This window comes from Mycobacterium asiaticum, from assembly GCF_001668675.1.
Taxonomy (GTDB): domain Bacteria; phylum Actinomycetota; class Actinomycetes; order Mycobacteriales; family Mycobacteriaceae; genus Mycobacterium; species Mycobacterium asiaticum_D.
Genome location: NZ_LZKQ01000188.1, coordinates 1 through 14,956, shown reverse-complemented (window position 1 = coordinate 14,956; position 14,956 = coordinate 1). Strand labels below are relative to the sequence as shown.

The following is a 14,956-nucleotide window of genomic DNA, read 5'->3' as shown; positions in this document are numbered from 1 at the left end:
GGCGGCGGTTGTCTACTGGGCGGGGGCGGCAACGGCGGTAACGGCGGACTCCGCCCGAACACCGCCGGTGGTACCGGCGCCGCGAACGGCACCGGCGGCGCCGGCGGGGCCGGCGGCAACGGCGGTCTGCTCGGCGGATTCCTCGGTTCCGGCGGTGGCAACGGCGGCACGGGTGGTGCCGGCTTCGTCTCGGGCGGTCATGGTGGGGCCGGTGGCAACGGCGGACTGATCGCCGGGTTCGGCGGGTCGGGCGGCGACGGCGGGGCCGCAACCCACGTCCTTCAGGCCGGCGGAAACGGTGGCACCGGCGGAAACGGTGGCAACGGCGGACTGCTTTTCGGGGCCGGTGGCGCCGGCGACGTCGGCGGAGCGAGCGGGGCTGGCGGAGACGGCGCCTACGGAGGTAGGGGCGGGCTGCTGATCGGTAGCGGCGGTGTCGGCGGTTCGGGCGGTGACGGTGGTGGTGCTGACGGTGACATGATGGTGGGCCGGGGCGCCGCCGGCGGGGCCGGTGCACAGGGTGGTGCCGCCGGCCTGATCGGTAACGGCGGCGCCGGTGGTGGGGGCGGCAACGGCGGAGCCGGCGGGACCAACTACGGGGACGCGCCCGGCGAGACCGGTGGTAACGGCGGAGCCGGCGGGGTCGGCGGCGGCGGTGGATTCCTATCTGGCAATGGCGGCGCAGGTGGGGCAGGCGGCGCTGGGGGAGCGGGAGGGATTTCGTGGGACGCCCCGAACGGTGGCATCGGCGGCAGCGGCGGAGCTGGTGCCCGGGGTGGGACGTCCGGATTGATCGGCAACGGTGGAATCGGAGGTGCCGGGGGTAGCGGCGCCCATGGCGGTTTCAGCTTTTCCGGCAAGGGCGGTGACGGCGGTGACGGTGGAGCGGGTTCCTACGGTGGCGGAGGCGGGGCGTTATACGGCAACGGTGGCGGCGGTGGCGCGGGTGGCACCGGCGCCGCCGGCGGTACGGGTGGCGGTGGCGCGGGTAACAACGGCCTGGGCAGAGACGGCGGAAACGGCGGTAACGCGCAGCTCATCGGTGACGGCGGAAACGGCGGTGCCGGCGGTGGTGGTGGCGCGGTCGGCGGCACCGGCGGACGGGGCGGCAGCCTGGCTGGCAAAGCCGGAGCCGACGGCCCGTCTTAACGGCGCCGTTGCGCCAAAGCCGCCCAGCAAGCTCGTGGAATAAAGGCTGTCAGTGCCTGGCTTTACCCTGGTGTTATGGCTTTCGCCACCGAACACCCAGTAATCGCCCACTCCGAATACCGCGCCGTCGACGAGCTCGTTCGCACCGGCGCGCGTTTCGAGGTGGTCAGCCCACACCAGCCCGCTGGTGACCAGCCCGCCGCCATCGACGAGCTGGAGCGCCGCATCAAAGCGGGGGAGCACGACGTGGTGCTGCTCGGCGCCACCGGCACGGGTAAGTCCGCGACCACCGCTTGGCTGATCGAACGTCTGCAACGGCCCACCCTGGTGATGGCTCCGAACAAGACGCTGGCCGCCCAGCTGGCCAACGAGTTGCGGGAAATGTTGCCGCACAACGCGGTTGAGTACTTCGTCTCTTACTACGACTACTACCAGCCCGAGGCCTACATCGCGCAGACCGACACCTACATCGAGAAGGACAGCTCGATCAACGACGATGTCGAGCGGTTGAGGCACTCGGCGACGTCGTCGCTGCTGTCCCGCCGCGACGTGGTGGTGGTGGCCTCGGTGTCCTGCATCTACGGCCTGGGCACGCCGCAGTCCTATCTGGACCGCTCCGTCGAGCTGCAGGTCGGGCTCGAGGTGCCCCGCGACGGTCTGCTGCGGCTGCTTGTTGACGTGCAGTACACCCGCAACGACCTGTCCTTCACCCGCGGATCGTTCCGGGTGCGGGGCGACACGGTCGAGATCATCCCGTCGTACGAGGAGCTGGCGGTCCGCATCGAGTTCTTCGGCGACGAGATCGAGGCGCTGTACTACCTGCACCCGCTGACCGGCGAGGTGATCCGCCAGGTCGACTCGCTGCGGATCTTCCCGGCCACCCACTACGTCGCCGGTCCCGAGCGGATGGCGCAGGCGATCTCCACCATCGAGCAGGAGCTCGCCGAGCGGCTGGCCGAGCTCGAAGGCCAGGGCAAGCTGCTGGAGGCGCAGCGCCTGCGGATGCGCACCAACTACGACATCGAGATGATGCGGCAGGTCGGATTCTGTTCCGGCATCGAGAACTACTCCCGCCACATCGACGGACGGCCGGCCGGGTCGGCTCCCGCGACGCTACTGGACTACTTCCCGGAAGACTTCCTGCTGGTCATCGACGAATCGCACGTCACGGTCCCGCAGATCGGCGGCATGTACGAGGGCGACATGTCCCGCAAACGCAACCTGGTCGAGTACGGGTTCCGGTTGCCCTCGGCGGTCGACAACCGGCCGCTGACCTGGGAGGAGTTCGCCGACCGGATCGGCCAGACGGTCTACCTGTCCGCCACCCCGGGCCCGTACGAGCTCAGCCAGACCGGCGGCGAGTTCGTCGAGCAGGTGATTAGGCCGACCGGCCTGGTGGACCCGAAGGTCGTGGTCAAGCCGACGAAGGGGCAGATCGACGACCTGATCGGGGAGATCCGCAAACGCACCGACGCCGACGAGCGGGTGCTGGTGACCACGCTGACCAAGAAGATGGCCGAAGACCTCACCGACTATCTGCTGGAGATGGGCATCCGGGTTCGCTACCTGCACTCCGAGGTCGACACGCTGCGCCGCGTCGAGCTGCTGCGCCAACTTCGGCTCGGCGAATACGACGTGCTGGTCGGCATCAACCTGCTGCGAGAGGGTCTGGACCTACCCGAGGTGTCGCTGGTGGCGATACTCGATGCGGACAAAGAGGGGTTCCTGCGGTCCACCCGCAGCCTCATCCAGACCATCGGGCGCGCCGCTCGCAATGTGTCCGGCGAGGTGCACATGTACGCCGACAAGATCACCGACTCGATGAAGGAAGCCATCGACGAGACCGAACGGCGCCGCGCCAAGCAGATTGCCTACAACGAGGCCAACGGCATCGACCCGCAACCGCTGCGCAAGAAAATCGCCGACATCCTCGATCAGGTCTACCGCGAGGCCGCAGATACTGAGGCCACCGACACAGTCCAGATCGGCGGATCCGGGCGCAACGCGTCCCGCGGTCGGCGCGCCCAGGGTGAACCCGGCCGCGCGGTCAGCGCCGGCGTCATCGAGGGACGCGACACCTCGAACATGCCGCGCGCCGAACTCGCCGACCTGATCAAGGACCTGACCGCGCAGATGATGGCCGCCGCCCGCGACCTACAGTTCGAGCTCGCCGCCAGGTTCCGCGACGAGATCGCCGACCTGAAGAAGGAGCTGCGCGGGATGGATGCCGCCGGCCTGAAGTGACGGAGACAACGCACCAGAGCGGCAGCTGGCGCGAACTGCTCGGCCAACACCTTGGCACCTCGACGGTGCTGGCGGGCGGCGTCGCAATGTATGCCACCAACGAGTTCCTGACCGTCAGCCTGCTGCCCAGCACCATCAAAGAAATCGGCGGCGGCCGCCTCTACGCCTGGGTTGTGACCCTGTACCTGGTCGGATCCGTCGTCGCCGCCACCACCGTCAACCCGGTCCTGCGCCGGTTCGGCCCGCGCAAGTCGTTTCTGATGGCACTGGCCCTGTTCGGCGTGGCCAGCCTGGTGTGTGCGTCCGCTTCGAGCATGGAGGTGCTGATCGCGGGCCGCACCCTGCAAGGCGTGGCCGGCGGGACGCTGGCCGGCCTGGGCTACGCCCTGATCAACTCGGCGCTGCCGCGCTCACTGTGGACCCGCGGCTCGGCCCTGGTGTCGGCGATGTGGGGTGTCGCTACCGTCGTCGGGCCGGCGATGGGTGGGCTGTTCGCGCAATTCGGGTTGTGGCGCTGGGCATTCGGGGCGATGGCGCTCCTGACGGTATTGATGGCGATCCTGGTTCCGGTCGTCCTGCGCGGCGACGCCGGGGCGGACCGCCCACCCCAACCGCTCGCCGAACTCAAAGTGCCGGTGTGGTCGCTGCTGTTGATCGGGGCGGCGGCGCTGGCGGTCAGCGTCGCGCAACTGCCGCGCGACGCCTGGGTGATCGCCGCGCTGCTCGGCGTCGGCGTCCTGCTGGTCGGTGCCTTCGTGCTGGTCGACCGGCGGGGCCGCGCAGCAGTGTTGCCGCCCAGCGTGTTCGGGTTGGGCCCGCTGAAGTGGATCTACCTGACGATGGCCGTGCTGATGATGGCGGTGATGATTGACACCTACGTGCCGCTGTTCGGCCAGCGGTTGGGACACCTCACCCCCGTCGCGGCCGGCTTCTTGGGCGCATCACTGGCGATCGGCTGGACGGTCAGCGAGATCGTCAGCGCGTCGTTGAGCAATCCCCGCACTATCGGCACCGTCGTGCTGGCCGCACCACTGGTGATGGCGGCCGGTCTGGCGATCGGCGCCGTCACCCAGCGGGCGGATGCGTCGATCGGTCTGGTCGCGGTCTGGGCGCTGTCGCTGCTGGTGGCCGGGACCGGCATCGGCATGGCCTGGCCGCACCTGTCGGCGCGCGCCATGGACTCGGTCGACGACCCTGCCGAGAGCGGGGCGGCGGCCGCGGCGATCAATACGGTGCAGCTGATCTCGGCGGCGTTCGGGGCCGGAGTGGCCGGCGTCGTCGTCAACACCGCCACCGGCGGCGACGTCGTCGAGGCGCGCTGGCTGTACACGGCCTTCACCGGGCTGGCCGCGATCGGCATCATTGCCTCTCAGCGGGCCACCCGCCGCGACCGCCAGGCAACAAGCGCCTAATCCGGCTCGTCGTCGGCCTTGAGTACCGCGGCCACGCCCGCTGCCAAGCTAGCGCGTCGATTTGACCACTTGGGAGTAGTGGAACTGCCAGCGCTCGACGATGCGGAAGCCCAGGTAGCTCGGGAACTGGTACACGGGGGTCCGGCCGAACGCTGTACCCGGTGAAAGCGATTGTCCCACTTGATGATCCGGCAGCGAGGTGTCCCGGTTGGTGATCGTCCACAACACCGGACACTTGTTGATCTTGGCTGTGGTCAACCACACCGCGACATGGCCGTCCCACAACGCGCCGACCTTCGGCCCGTAGAAGCCGCGTTCCACGTCGATCAGCGACCGGAACGCCGCCGGCCGGGTGGCCAGCAGCGCCCGGATCGGGCCGGGTCGCCACGGCACGGTGTTGTCCACCAGCAGGCAGTCACCGGCAGCGGCGTTGGCGCTGATGACGTCGGCGACCTGGCTGTAGTCCCAGCCCTCCTTGGCGTACGGCCCACGCTGGGTGAACAGGTAATTGGGGAACGCGGCGGCGGCCAGCACGATCACCAGCGCCACCACCTGCCACCGCTTACGGGCAATGGCGACGATGCAGATCGCCAGGATGACCGCCGCCGCCGGCGCGGTGTAGATCAGATAGCGCGGGTAGTAGATCGGCTCGCCGAGCGCCGAATAAATCAGCACGGCGGCCGTCGGCAGCACCACCCACAGCACACTGACCGCCAGCAACCGCCCCGCGCCATCTTTGTGCCGTGACCGCCCGGCCAGTCGCACCCCAATGGCGGCCAGCACCAGAACGCCGGACGAGATCGCGAACGCGACGCTGTGGTCGAAGTACTGCCGGTGCACGACGTCGAGGAACAGGTTCCGGTTGAGCCCGTTGATCCAGCCGACCTGCCAAACCTGCTTGTGCGCGAACAGCATGAACGGCGTCATCGCGCCCAGGGCGACGGCCGAACTCACCGCCAACCAGATGGCCGGCCGCTTACGCGACCGCGGACCGGCCGCCAACGGCAGGATCGCGGCATAGACCAGCACCAGCAGGACGGTGTTGATGCTGACCAGAATCGACACCATCAACACCAGTGCGTAGGACACCCACAACCGCGCTTGGTTGCGCCGTACCGCGGCCACCACCAGCACGGTCAACCAGGCCGCCACCGCGACCGTCAGCGCCGAGGAGCGTGCTTCGATACCCGCCCAGGTCACCCGCGGCAGGATGGCGAACACGACTCCCGCGCACAGCGCGGTTGTGCGCCCGCAGAACTGCTTGGCGAACACCACCACCGCGGCCGCCGCGGCGCCGACGGCAAGAGCGCTGGGCACCCGCGACCAGAACTCCGTCGGCGGGAATATGGCGAACCAGCCGTGCATCAGCAGGTAGTACAGGCCGTGGACGGCGTCGATGTGGCCCAGCAACTTCCAGAGCTCGGGCAATGTGCGGCTGGCCGCCGCGGAGATGGTGGCGCCCTCGTCGAACCACAGCGAAGGCCTGCTGGCCCACGCGCCGCTGATGATCGCGGTCAGCACCGCCACTGCCCAGGGATCGGCGAATCCGCCCCTGACACGAGTGGACGGCGCCGGTTCGGCGTCGTCAGCCAGGGGATTCTCGACGATCGTGACAGACATGATGGTTGTTAACTTTATGTGCAGTAGGCCGATTCGCGCGGTCGACCGTCAATTCGGGCTCGCCCGGACGTGACCCGGGCTGCACTGGGGTGGCAGCGTGAGGGCTGCCACGCCGCAAATCTCTCCCATCTATGTCCAGCAACGCGATACTGTCTTGGGTTGGCGGAAACCGACACCTGGGAGGGTAAATGAGCGCCTATCAAACCGTAGTCGTTGGGACCGACGGCTCGGATTCGTCGATGCGCGCGGTAGACAGGGCAGCCAGGATTGCGGGAGAGGACGCAAAGTTGATCATCGCGTCGGCGTATCTGCCTCAGCACGAGGACGCCCGCGCCGTCGATGCGCTCAAGAGCGAAAGCTACAAGGTCACCGGTACCGCCCCGATTTACGAGATCCTCCAGGACGCCAAGGAGCGGGCGCACCTCGCCGGTGCCAAGAACGTCGACGAGCGCGCGATCGAAGGCGCCCCGGTGGACGCGCTCGTCCAGCTCGCCGAGTCGGAGAATGCCGATCTGCTGGTGGTCGGCAACGTCGGCCTGAGCACGATTGCGGGACGTCTACTGGGTTCGGTTCCGGCCAACGTCTCGCGCAAGGCGAAGGTCGACGTGCTGATCGTGCACACGACCTAGGGTTACCAACCGCGCTCGCGCCACTCGGCCAGGTGCGGGCGTTCGGCGCCCAACTCCGTGTCATCGCCGTGCCCGGGGTAGATCACGGTGGAGTCGGCGTACACGTCGAATACCCGGGTGGTGACGTCGCCCAGCAGCTGTTCGAAATCGCCGGGCTGCCAGGTCTTGCCGACGCCCCCCGGGAACAGGCAGTCGCCGGTGAACAGGTGGGTCACTCCACCCGTCGGCTGGCCGTCAAGTGCCAGCGCGACCGAACCCGGGGTGTGGCCCCGCAGATGCAGCACGTCGAAGGTCAGCTCGCCGATCTGCACCGTGTCCCCGTGAGCCAGCAAACGATCCGGCTTGACGGGCAGCGGCTCGGCGTCGATCTCGTGGCTTGCCGTCGGGGCTCCGGTTGCTTCGGCAACCGCCTGTAGCGCCTGCCAGTGGTCGAAATGCTGGTGGCTGGTCACGATCAGCGACAGCTTGGGCGCGTAGCGGCCGATCAGATCGAGCAGGATTTCGGCGTCATTGGCGGCGTCGATCAGCAGCGTCTCCCCGGTCGCGGAACATGTCACCAGGTAGGCGTTGTTGTCCATGGGGCCTACCGACGCCTTCAGGATCGTGGCGCCGGGCAGCGTGCGCAGCGCCGCCGTGCCCGGTTCGACGTGTCCGGTGTAGTTATCGCTCACAGCGGTCATACGGGTCACGTTACTGTCCGCGGAGGGCTTGTCGGTATGGGCACATAGCATGGGGAGAAGCTCTGTCTGTGAGGGAAAAACCGGTGAAAGGGAGTGCGTGGCTGACCGCCTGATTGTCAAAGGCGCGCGCGAGCACAATTTGCGTGGCGTCGACCTCGACCTACCCCGGGACGCCCTGATCGTGTTCACCGGGCTGTCCGGCTCGGGTAAGTCCTCGCTGGCGTTCGACACCATCTTCGCCGAAGGTCAGCGCCGCTACGTGGAGTCGCTGTCGGCGTACGCGCGCCAGTTCCTCGGGCAGATGGACAAGCCGGACGTCGACTTCATCGAGGGATTGTCCCCGGCGGTGTCCATCGACCAGAAATCGACCAACCGCAACCCCCGGTCCACGGTCGGCACCATCACCGAGGTCTACGACTACCTGCGGCTGCTGTATGCGCGCGCCGGCACCCCGCACTGCCCGATCTGTGGCGAGCGGATAGCCCGTCAGACACCGCAGCAAATCGTCGACCAGGTGTTGGCGATGGACGAGGGCATCCGCTTCCTGGTGCTCGCGCCGGTGGTGCGTACCCGCAAGGGCGAGTTCGCCGACCTCTTCGACAAGCTGAACGCCCAGGGTTACAGTCGTGTCCGCGTGGACGGCGTGGTGTATCCGCTGACCGACCCGCCCAAGCTGAAAAAGCAGGAAAAGCACGACATCGAGGTGGTGGTGGACCGCCTGACGGTCAAAGCCACCGCCAAACAACGGCTCACCGACTCGGTGGAGACGGCGCTGAACCTGGCCGACGGCATCGTGGTCCTGGAGTTTCCCGACGACCGTGACGAGCATGACCATCCCCGTGAGCAGCGCTTCTCGGAGAAGCTGGCCTGCCCCAACGGGCACGCACTGGCCGTCGACGACCTGGAACCGCGGTCGTTCTCGTTCAACTCGCCCTACGGCGCCTGCCCGGAATGCGTCGGGCTCGGCATCCGCAAGGAGGTCGACCCGGACCTGGTGGTGCCCAACCCGGACCTGACACTGGCCGAGGGCGCGGTGGCGCCCTGGTCGACGGGCCACACGGCCGAGTACTTCACCCGGATGCTGGCCGGCCTGGGCGACGCGATGGGATTCGACGTCAACACCCCGTGGCGCAAGCTGCCGGCCAAGGCGCGCAAGGCGATCCTCGAGGGCTGCGACGAGCAGGTGCACGTCCGCTACCGCAACCGGTACGGCCGCACCCGCTCCTACTACGCCGATTTCGAGGGTGTGCTGGCGTTCCTGCAGCGCAAGATGGCCCAGACCGAGTCCGAGCAGATGAAGGAACGCTACGAGGGCTTCATGCGGGACATCCCGTGCCCGGTCTGCGACGGCACCCGGCTCAAGCCGGAGATTCTGGCGGTCAGCCTCGCGGCGGGGGAGCACGGCCCGAAATCCATCGCCGAGGTGTGCGACCTGTCCATCGCCGACTGCGCCGACTTCCTCAACGCCCTCACCCTCGGGACCCGCGAGAAGGCGATCGCCGGGCAGGTGCTCAAGGAGATTCAGTCTCGGCTGGGATTCCTGCTCGACGTGGGCCTGGAATACCTGTCCCTGTCCCGCGCGGCGGCCACCCTGTCCGGCGGTGAGGCCCAGCGCATCCGGCTGGCGACGCAGATCGGCTCCGGCCTGGTGGGCGTGTTGTACGTGCTGGACGAGCCGTCCATCGGGCTGCACCAGCGCGACAACCGTCGGCTGATCGAAACCCTCACGCGCCTCAAGAATTTGGGCAACACGCTGATCGTCGTCGAGCACGACGAGGACACCATCGAGCACGCCGACTGGATCGTCGACATCGGCCCGCGGGCCGGCGAGCACGGCGGCCGCATCGTGCACAGCGGCACCTACAGCGAGCTGCTGACCAACGAGGAGTCGATCACCGGCGCCTACCTGTCCGGCCGGGAAAGCATCGAGATGCCGGCGCTGCGGCGCCCGGTGGACTCGCGACGGCAACTGACCGTGGTCGGCGCCCGGGAACACAACCTGCGCGGCATCGACGTGTCCTTCCCGCTGGGGGTCCTGACCTCGGTCACCGGAGTTTCCGGCTCCGGCAAGTCGACGCTGGTCAACGACATCCTGGCCGCGGTGCTGGCGAACAAGCTCAACGGCGCCCGTCAGGTGCCCGGCCGGCACACCCGGGTCACCGGGCTCGACCACCTGGACAAGCTGGTGCGGGTCGACCAGTCGCCGATCGGCCGCACCCCACGCTCCAACCCGGCCACCTACACCGGGGTGTTCGACAAGATCCGCACGCTGTTCGCGGCCACCACCGAGGCCAAGGTGCGCGGCTACCAGCCCGGCCGATTCTCGTTCAACGTCAAGGGCGGTCGCTGCGAGGCGTGCACCGGCGACGGCACCATCAAGATCGAGATGAACTTCCTGCCCGACGTGTACGTCCCCTGCGAGGTGTGCCAAGGCGCCAGGTACAACCGGGAAACCCTTGAGGTGCACTACAAGGGCAAGACCATCTCCGAAGTGCTGGACATGTCCATCGAGGACGCGGCGGAGTTCTTCGAACCGATCTCCGGCATTCACCGCTATCTGCGCACACTGGTCGACGTCGGTTTGGGCTACGTGCGGCTGGGGCAGCCCGCGCCGACGCTCTCCGGTGGCGAGGCGCAGCGCGTCAAGCTGGCGTCCGAATTGCAGAAGCGTTCCACCGGCCGCACCATCTACATCCTCGACGAGCCGACCACGGGACTGCACTTCGACGACATCCGCAAGCTGCTCAAGGTCATCAGCGGCCTGGTCGACAAAGGCAACACGGTGATCGTGATCGAGCACAACCTGGACGTGATCAAGACGTCGGACTGGATCGTCGACATGGGTCCCGAGGGCGGCGCCGGCGGTGGAACCGTTGTCGCGCAAGGCACTCCGGAAGACATCGCCGCGGTGCCGGAGAGCTACACCGGCAAGTTCCTGGCCGAGGTGCTCGCACCCACCCCACCGCGGGCGGGCAATTCCCGGCGGTCCGCCACCAAGCGGCGCAAAGTCAGCGCCTGAGCGCGGGTCCCGGCGCGGGCGACGGGTCGGATTCACCTGGGTCGCGCCCGCTGTGGGCGGCCTCCTCCGTGTGGGCGCCTTCGCCGCGTCCGAGCGCAATCGTGGCGGCCACCATGGCGACGACCGCCGCCGGCAGCACCATCACGCCCATACCCCGCGCGGTGAGCTGCTCACCCAGCACGACGACCCCGAGCAGAACCGCGACCACCGGCTCGCCGACCAGCATCACCGGTACCGACGCCTGCAGGGCTCCCGCCTGAAAAGCCCACTGCTGCAACACCGTGACCCCGACGGCCAACAGCACGAGCAGGTACAGCGCGGGCAGGCTGAACAGGCCGTGCCAGCCGCCGACCGCGAAGCGGTGGGTGCACATTTTGGTCAGCACCGCGATCATTCCGAGCATGACGGCCACGGCCCCGCCGAGCGACATCGCACGCACCCGATCGGTGGTGCGGCGAGCTACCTGCACGCAGAGCACCACCACCAGCGCCGCGCCGGTGATTGACAGCGCCCAGGTCAGCGTCGCGGGCCGGTAATCGCCTTCCTGCGGCCGGCCGACCAGCACGAACACCGCCAGCGCTGCCGTCAGCAACAGCGCCCAAGCCCATTCGGATACGCTCACCCGGCTACCGCACCGCCAGGCGCTGAGCGGCAGCACGAACAACAGCGAGGAAACCAGCAGCGGCTGCACCAGCAGCAGCGATCCGTGCGCCAGAGCCACGGCCTGGAAAACGTAACCGGAGACCGCCGCGGCCGTACCCGACCACCACAGCCGGTCGCGCAGCACGGCGGAGATGACCGCGCCGGACATTTCCCTGACGAGAGCGGGACCCTGCAGTGCGGCCTGCCGGACAACAATCCCGACGGCCGCAGCCAGCGCCGCGAGCAGAGCCGCGCCGATCGCCACAGCGTGCGTGGTCAGCCAATCCATGGCGGCTGCATACCCCGTGGCGATCAACCCGACGCCACCGACTTGGACAACGGCGAGGGGAAACGGGGGCTGATCCTGGACCCGCCGAGCCAGGCGGTGAGTTCGTCGGCGCGTTGCTGTAGCGCTCGGCGCGCATCGCTACCCGGGTCTTCCAGCAGCTGCAACCGGACTCGGGCGTCGTCATCCTGGCACCAGCCGCCGACCACGCGCCCGTTCCACCATGCGGTGGGACCGGCGTTGCCGTTGCTGTCGAAGACCTGACCGCGATGCTCTCCCAGATACCAGTCACGGTCCGACCAGCCCATGGTCGTGGGATCCAGGCCGGGCAACAGCGCACACCACGGCGGCGCTTCGGGTTCGACGCCGAGGTCGTCGGCCAGCGCATAGCCGGGGCCGCCGTGCAGGTCCACCTCCACAGCGCCGACAGCGGCCAGCGCCGCCCGCACCGCGGTGAGCGTGGTGCCGAACCACCACCTGATGTCCGCCTCGCTGGCCGGGCCGAATGTCTTCAGCCACCGTCGGGTCAGTTCGGCCCGGGCCGCAGCCTCGGGTACCGGCGCAGCCATGGCCGGCAGCCAGTCCTGGACGGCGCTCCACCGCGGGCGTGACGTGGTCCAGCCGCCGTCATTCGGGCCCCGCACGATCCGGCCTCGAGCCGACAGGACGGTCAACACCCGCGGGGCGACGGGAGCCGCACCGCCCCAGCGCTTTCCGGGTGCCGGATCATAGCTGCCGGCCAGCTCGGGCAGCGCGGCCCGCAGTTCGGTGCTGCTGGCCGGGCCGTGCTCGACGAGGTGGCGTACCACCGCCTCGCTGGCTCGCTCGAGCCAGCTCGCGCCCTCGACGGTCACTCCGGACTTGGCCAGGTCGCCGATCAGCCGGCGTTCCTCATTCTCGGCCACGCGATCGCTGGCCGCCGACTGCACCAAAGCCAGGTCCTCGGCGTTGACCACCCACAACGTGCGCCGCATCGCCAGATGCTTCACCGCGGAACGCTTTTGGTACAGCAGCCGGTCCAGATCGGCGATGTCGAATCCGCGGCACCGTCCCCACAGGGACAGGTACGGTGTGGCGGGGTCGGTGGCGTGCAGCCCGACCAGGTCACCGGTGACTCGGGTGACTGAACCCGGCGTGCACAGAAAGTGCCTGCGCGCCAACCGGTTTCGGCGCTCCGCAATGCTGAACTTGCGCATGTTCAGCACCCGTCCCTGGTCTTGTGAGAGGTCATCCGGCTGGTCATGTGGGCACCCTTGCTGCCATGGTGTCGGCGATCTGGCCGGCCTGGTCGGTGGTTCCGGGCGCGCAGACGTTGACATCGATGACGACGTTCGACACCGCCTGCAGGGTGTGCTCGCACGTCACACCCTTGAGGCCGGTTACGGGTTCGCGCTGCAAGGAGATCTTCGGCGGGTCGCCGGTCACCTCCCGGAAAGCCCAGTCGATCGACTTGCCGGCGTTGACCTGGTTGATGGTCCGGCCCCCGCACTGTTGCCACTGCGTCTGCTGGGTGGTCACGAACCCCAGGGCCTGGTCGGCCGAGGCGAAGACCACGGCGCCCTGGACCACGACCCAACCCGGGTTGACGTTTGGCCGCTGCACCAGCTGCGCCAGCATGCCGGTGTAGCCGCTGCTCTTGTATGTCCGGGTTTGGTATCCGATGAGCGCTCCGAGGCACCGGTCGTCCGACAGCGTGTTGTTGGGGCCCGGGTCTTTCATCTCCGTGGTGTTCGGGTCGGCAACCATGCCGCTGGCGCCGACGACGCTGCCGATCTGCTCGGGGCTGAGCAGCAGCGAATCGAGTTGCGCGGCAGTGACGGTGGGGGTCGCTGTGGTGGTGGTGACGGCGGTCGTGGTCGAAGAGCTGACCGTGGTGGAGTCGTCCGCGCTGGGCTGGTCGCCGCTGCCCTTGTCGAGGGCCAGCCAGATGCCGGCGCCGGCCAGCAGTGCGACCACTCCGACCGCCGCGGCCACGATCGGCCACCGCTTGCGGGGCGGTGGCGAGGTCGGGGGCGTCGGCGGCCACGGCTGCGGCGGAGGTGCCGGATGGGTCGGGGGAACCCAGACGCCGGGCGACGGAGCGCGGTGTATCGGTCCACTGGCCGGGGGCGCGGCCTGTTGGGTGTGGGCGATGATGGTGGTCGCGCGGTTCTGGTCCGGCGCGCTGAGCGCCTGCGCCGCGGCGCGGGCCAACTCTCCGGCGCTCGAGTAGCGGGCAGCCGGATCTTTGGCCATGCCACGGGCGATGACCTCGTCGAAGGCCTGCGGCAGCTCGCGTCGCACCTGGCTTGGCTGCGGTATCGGCTGTATCAGATGCGCTGCCATCAGCGCGCTGAGGTTCTGCGTCTGGTAAGGCGGTGTGCCGGTGAGGCATTCGTAGAGCACGCACGCCAACGAATAGATGTCGCAACGGTAGGTCGTCTCGCCGTCGGAGAAGCGTTCCGGCGCCATGTACCGCCAGCTGCCGACGGCCGTTCCGGTTTTGGTGAGTTGCTGGTCGGTGGCGGCGGCGGCGATGCCGAAGTCGACCAGATAGGCGAAGTCGTCGCCGGTGATCAGGATGTTCTCCGGCTTGATGTCGCGGTGGATCACCCCGCTGCGGTGCGCGGCGTCCAGCGCGGCCGCGACCTGAGTGACGACGGCGACGGCGCGCGGCGGCGCCAATGCGCCGTTGCGCTCGAGCACCGCGCTGAGGTCTTGACCCTCGATGAAGCGCATATCGATGAACAACTGGTCATCGATCTCACCGAAGTCGTGGATCGGCACGATGTGCGGTTCCTGCAGTCGGCCGGCGGTATGCGCCTCGCGCTGCATGCGCCGCCGGAACACAGCATCCGAAGTGTATTGCTGGGACAGGAGTTTGAGCGCGACGGTGCGGTCCTTGACGGTGTCGTAGGCCTCGTAGACCTCGCCCATTCCGCCTCGGCCCAGCAGTCGTCGCAGCTGGTAGGGCCCGAACTGCATGCCCGCCCGAGAAGTCGGCACGGTGTCAGTCATCGGTGCGCATCGACTCCCGGATTTGCGCCAAACGCTCGGCGGCCGCGCGCTGTCGCGCTTCGAATTGTTCCTCGACCGCGCGGCCCTCTTCGGTCTCGGCCGCCAGTTCCTCGGCGCCGATTGCGGTGCCATAGCGCGATTCGATCTTCTCGCGCACCGATTCAAAGGTCGGCACACCACCGCGGTCGTAGGGTTCCTCCCCGCGAGCCGCCCCCGGGCGCCCCCCCCACCCCGGGGGGGGGGGGGGGGGCGGGGGGGGGGGCGCCGCGGCGGGCGGG

At 68.6% G+C, this 14,956-nt stretch carries 11 protein-coding genes; 5 read left to right on the top strand and 6 right to left on the bottom strand.

Annotation, left to right across the window (positions count from 1 at the left end; all coding sequences use genetic code 11):
* The 3 genes from A9X01_RS31880 to A9X01_RS15860 all read left to right on the top strand — a co-directional run.
* A partial coding sequence (locus A9X01_RS31880) for a hypothetical protein (protein ID WP_301336938.1) occupies positions 1-1,149 on the top strand: 1,149 nt, incomplete at its 5' end.
* A 75-nt stretch (positions 1,150-1,224) separates the two neighbouring features.
* Positions 1,225-3,393, top strand: coding sequence for an excinuclease ABC subunit UvrB (gene uvrB, locus A9X01_RS15865; RefSeq protein ID WP_065121659.1), 2,169 nt, complete (start codon positions 1,225-1,227; stop codon positions 3,391-3,393).
* Entirely contained in the window at positions 3,390-4,805 is a 1,416-nt protein-coding gene (locus A9X01_RS15860; protein WP_065121658.1) for an MFS transporter, read from the top strand. The genes uvrB and A9X01_RS15860 overlap by 4 nt, the downstream gene beginning before the upstream one ends.
* A 48-nt stretch (positions 4,806-4,853) precedes the next feature.
* Here A9X01_RS15860 and A9X01_RS15855 read toward each other — a convergent pair whose 3' ends face one another.
* Positions 4,854-6,425 (bottom strand): mannosyltransferase, encoded by a 1,572-nt coding sequence (locus tag A9X01_RS15855; protein WP_065121657.1) that lies wholly within the window; start codon positions 6,423-6,425, stop codon positions 4,854-4,856.
* Positions 6,426-6,613: 188 nt separating this feature from the next.
* On the opposite strand from A9X01_RS15855, the gene A9X01_RS15850 reads away from it, so the two are divergent.
* Positions 6,614-7,054 (top strand): universal stress protein, encoded by a 441-nt coding sequence (locus A9X01_RS15850; protein ID WP_065121656.1) that lies wholly within the window; start codon positions 6,614-6,616, stop codon positions 7,052-7,054.
* 2 nt (positions 7,055-7,056) lie between these two features.
* Here the strand turns inward: A9X01_RS15850 and A9X01_RS15845 are convergent, their stop codons facing one another.
* Positions 7,057-7,734: an MBL fold metallo-hydrolase gene (locus A9X01_RS15845; protein WP_065121655.1), complete on the bottom strand. Its 678-nt coding sequence runs from the start codon at positions 7,732-7,734 to the stop codon at positions 7,057-7,059.
* A 97-nt stretch (positions 7,735-7,831) separates the two neighbouring features.
* On the opposite strand from A9X01_RS15845, the gene uvrA reads away from it, so the two are divergent.
* Positions 7,832-10,753: an excinuclease ABC subunit UvrA gene (gene uvrA, locus A9X01_RS15840; RefSeq protein ID WP_065121654.1), complete on the top strand. Its 2,922-nt coding sequence runs from the start codon at positions 7,832-7,834 to the stop codon at positions 10,751-10,753.
* Here uvrA and A9X01_RS15835 read toward each other — a convergent pair.
* The 4 genes from A9X01_RS15835 to A9X01_RS32245 form a co-directional block, all read right to left on the bottom strand.
* The gene (locus A9X01_RS15835; RefSeq protein WP_065121653.1) at positions 10,743-11,684 is read right to left on the bottom strand and encodes a DMT family transporter; all 942 of its coding nucleotides are present in this window, start codon (positions 11,682-11,684) and stop codon (positions 10,743-10,745) included. The two genes, uvrA and A9X01_RS15835, sit on opposite strands and share 11 nt — an antisense overlap.
* A gap of 23 nt (positions 11,685-11,707) precedes the next feature.
* Complete coding sequence (locus tag A9X01_RS15830; protein WP_065121660.1) at positions 11,708-12,877, bottom strand: winged helix DNA-binding domain-containing protein; 1,170 nt, start codon at positions 12,875-12,877, stop codon at positions 11,708-11,710.
* Positions 12,878-12,920: 43 nt separating this feature from the next.
* Positions 12,921-14,678, bottom strand: coding sequence for a serine/threonine-protein kinase PknH/PknJ (locus A9X01_RS15825; RefSeq protein ID WP_065121652.1), 1,758 nt, complete (start codon positions 14,676-14,678; stop codon positions 12,921-12,923).
* A partial coding sequence (locus tag A9X01_RS32245; RefSeq protein ID WP_436405274.1) for a hypothetical protein occupies positions 14,671-14,956 on the bottom strand: 286 nt, incomplete at its 5' end. The genes A9X01_RS15825 and A9X01_RS32245, both read right to left, overlap by 8 nt.

Bases quoted from the DNA above. Each gene is read 5' to 3' on its own strand.
- uvrB (WP_065121659.1), top strand. From the start codon at position 1,225: ATGGCTTTCGCCACCGAACACCCAGTAATCGCCCACTCCGAATACCGC.
- A9X01_RS15855 (WP_065121657.1), bottom strand. From the start codon at position 6,425: ATGTCTGTCACGATCGTCGAGAATCCCCTGGCTGACGACGCCGAACCG.
- A9X01_RS15850 (WP_065121656.1), top strand. From the start codon at position 6,614: ATGAGCGCCTATCAAACCGTAGTCGTTGGGACCGACGGCTCGGATTCG.
- A9X01_RS15845 (WP_065121655.1), bottom strand. From the start codon at position 7,734: ATGACCGCTGTGAGCGATAACTACACCGGACACGTCGAACCGGGCACG.
- A9X01_RS15835 (WP_065121653.1), bottom strand. From the start codon at position 11,684: ATGGATTGGCTGACCACGCACGCTGTGGCGATCGGCGCGGCTCTGCTC.
- A9X01_RS15830 (WP_065121660.1), bottom strand. From the start codon at position 12,877: ATGCGCAAGTTCAGCATTGCGGAGCGCCGAAACCGGTTGGCGCGCAGG.
- A9X01_RS15825 (WP_065121652.1), bottom strand. From the start codon at position 14,678: ATGACTGACACCGTGCCGACTTCTCGGGCGGGCATGCAGTTCGGGCCC.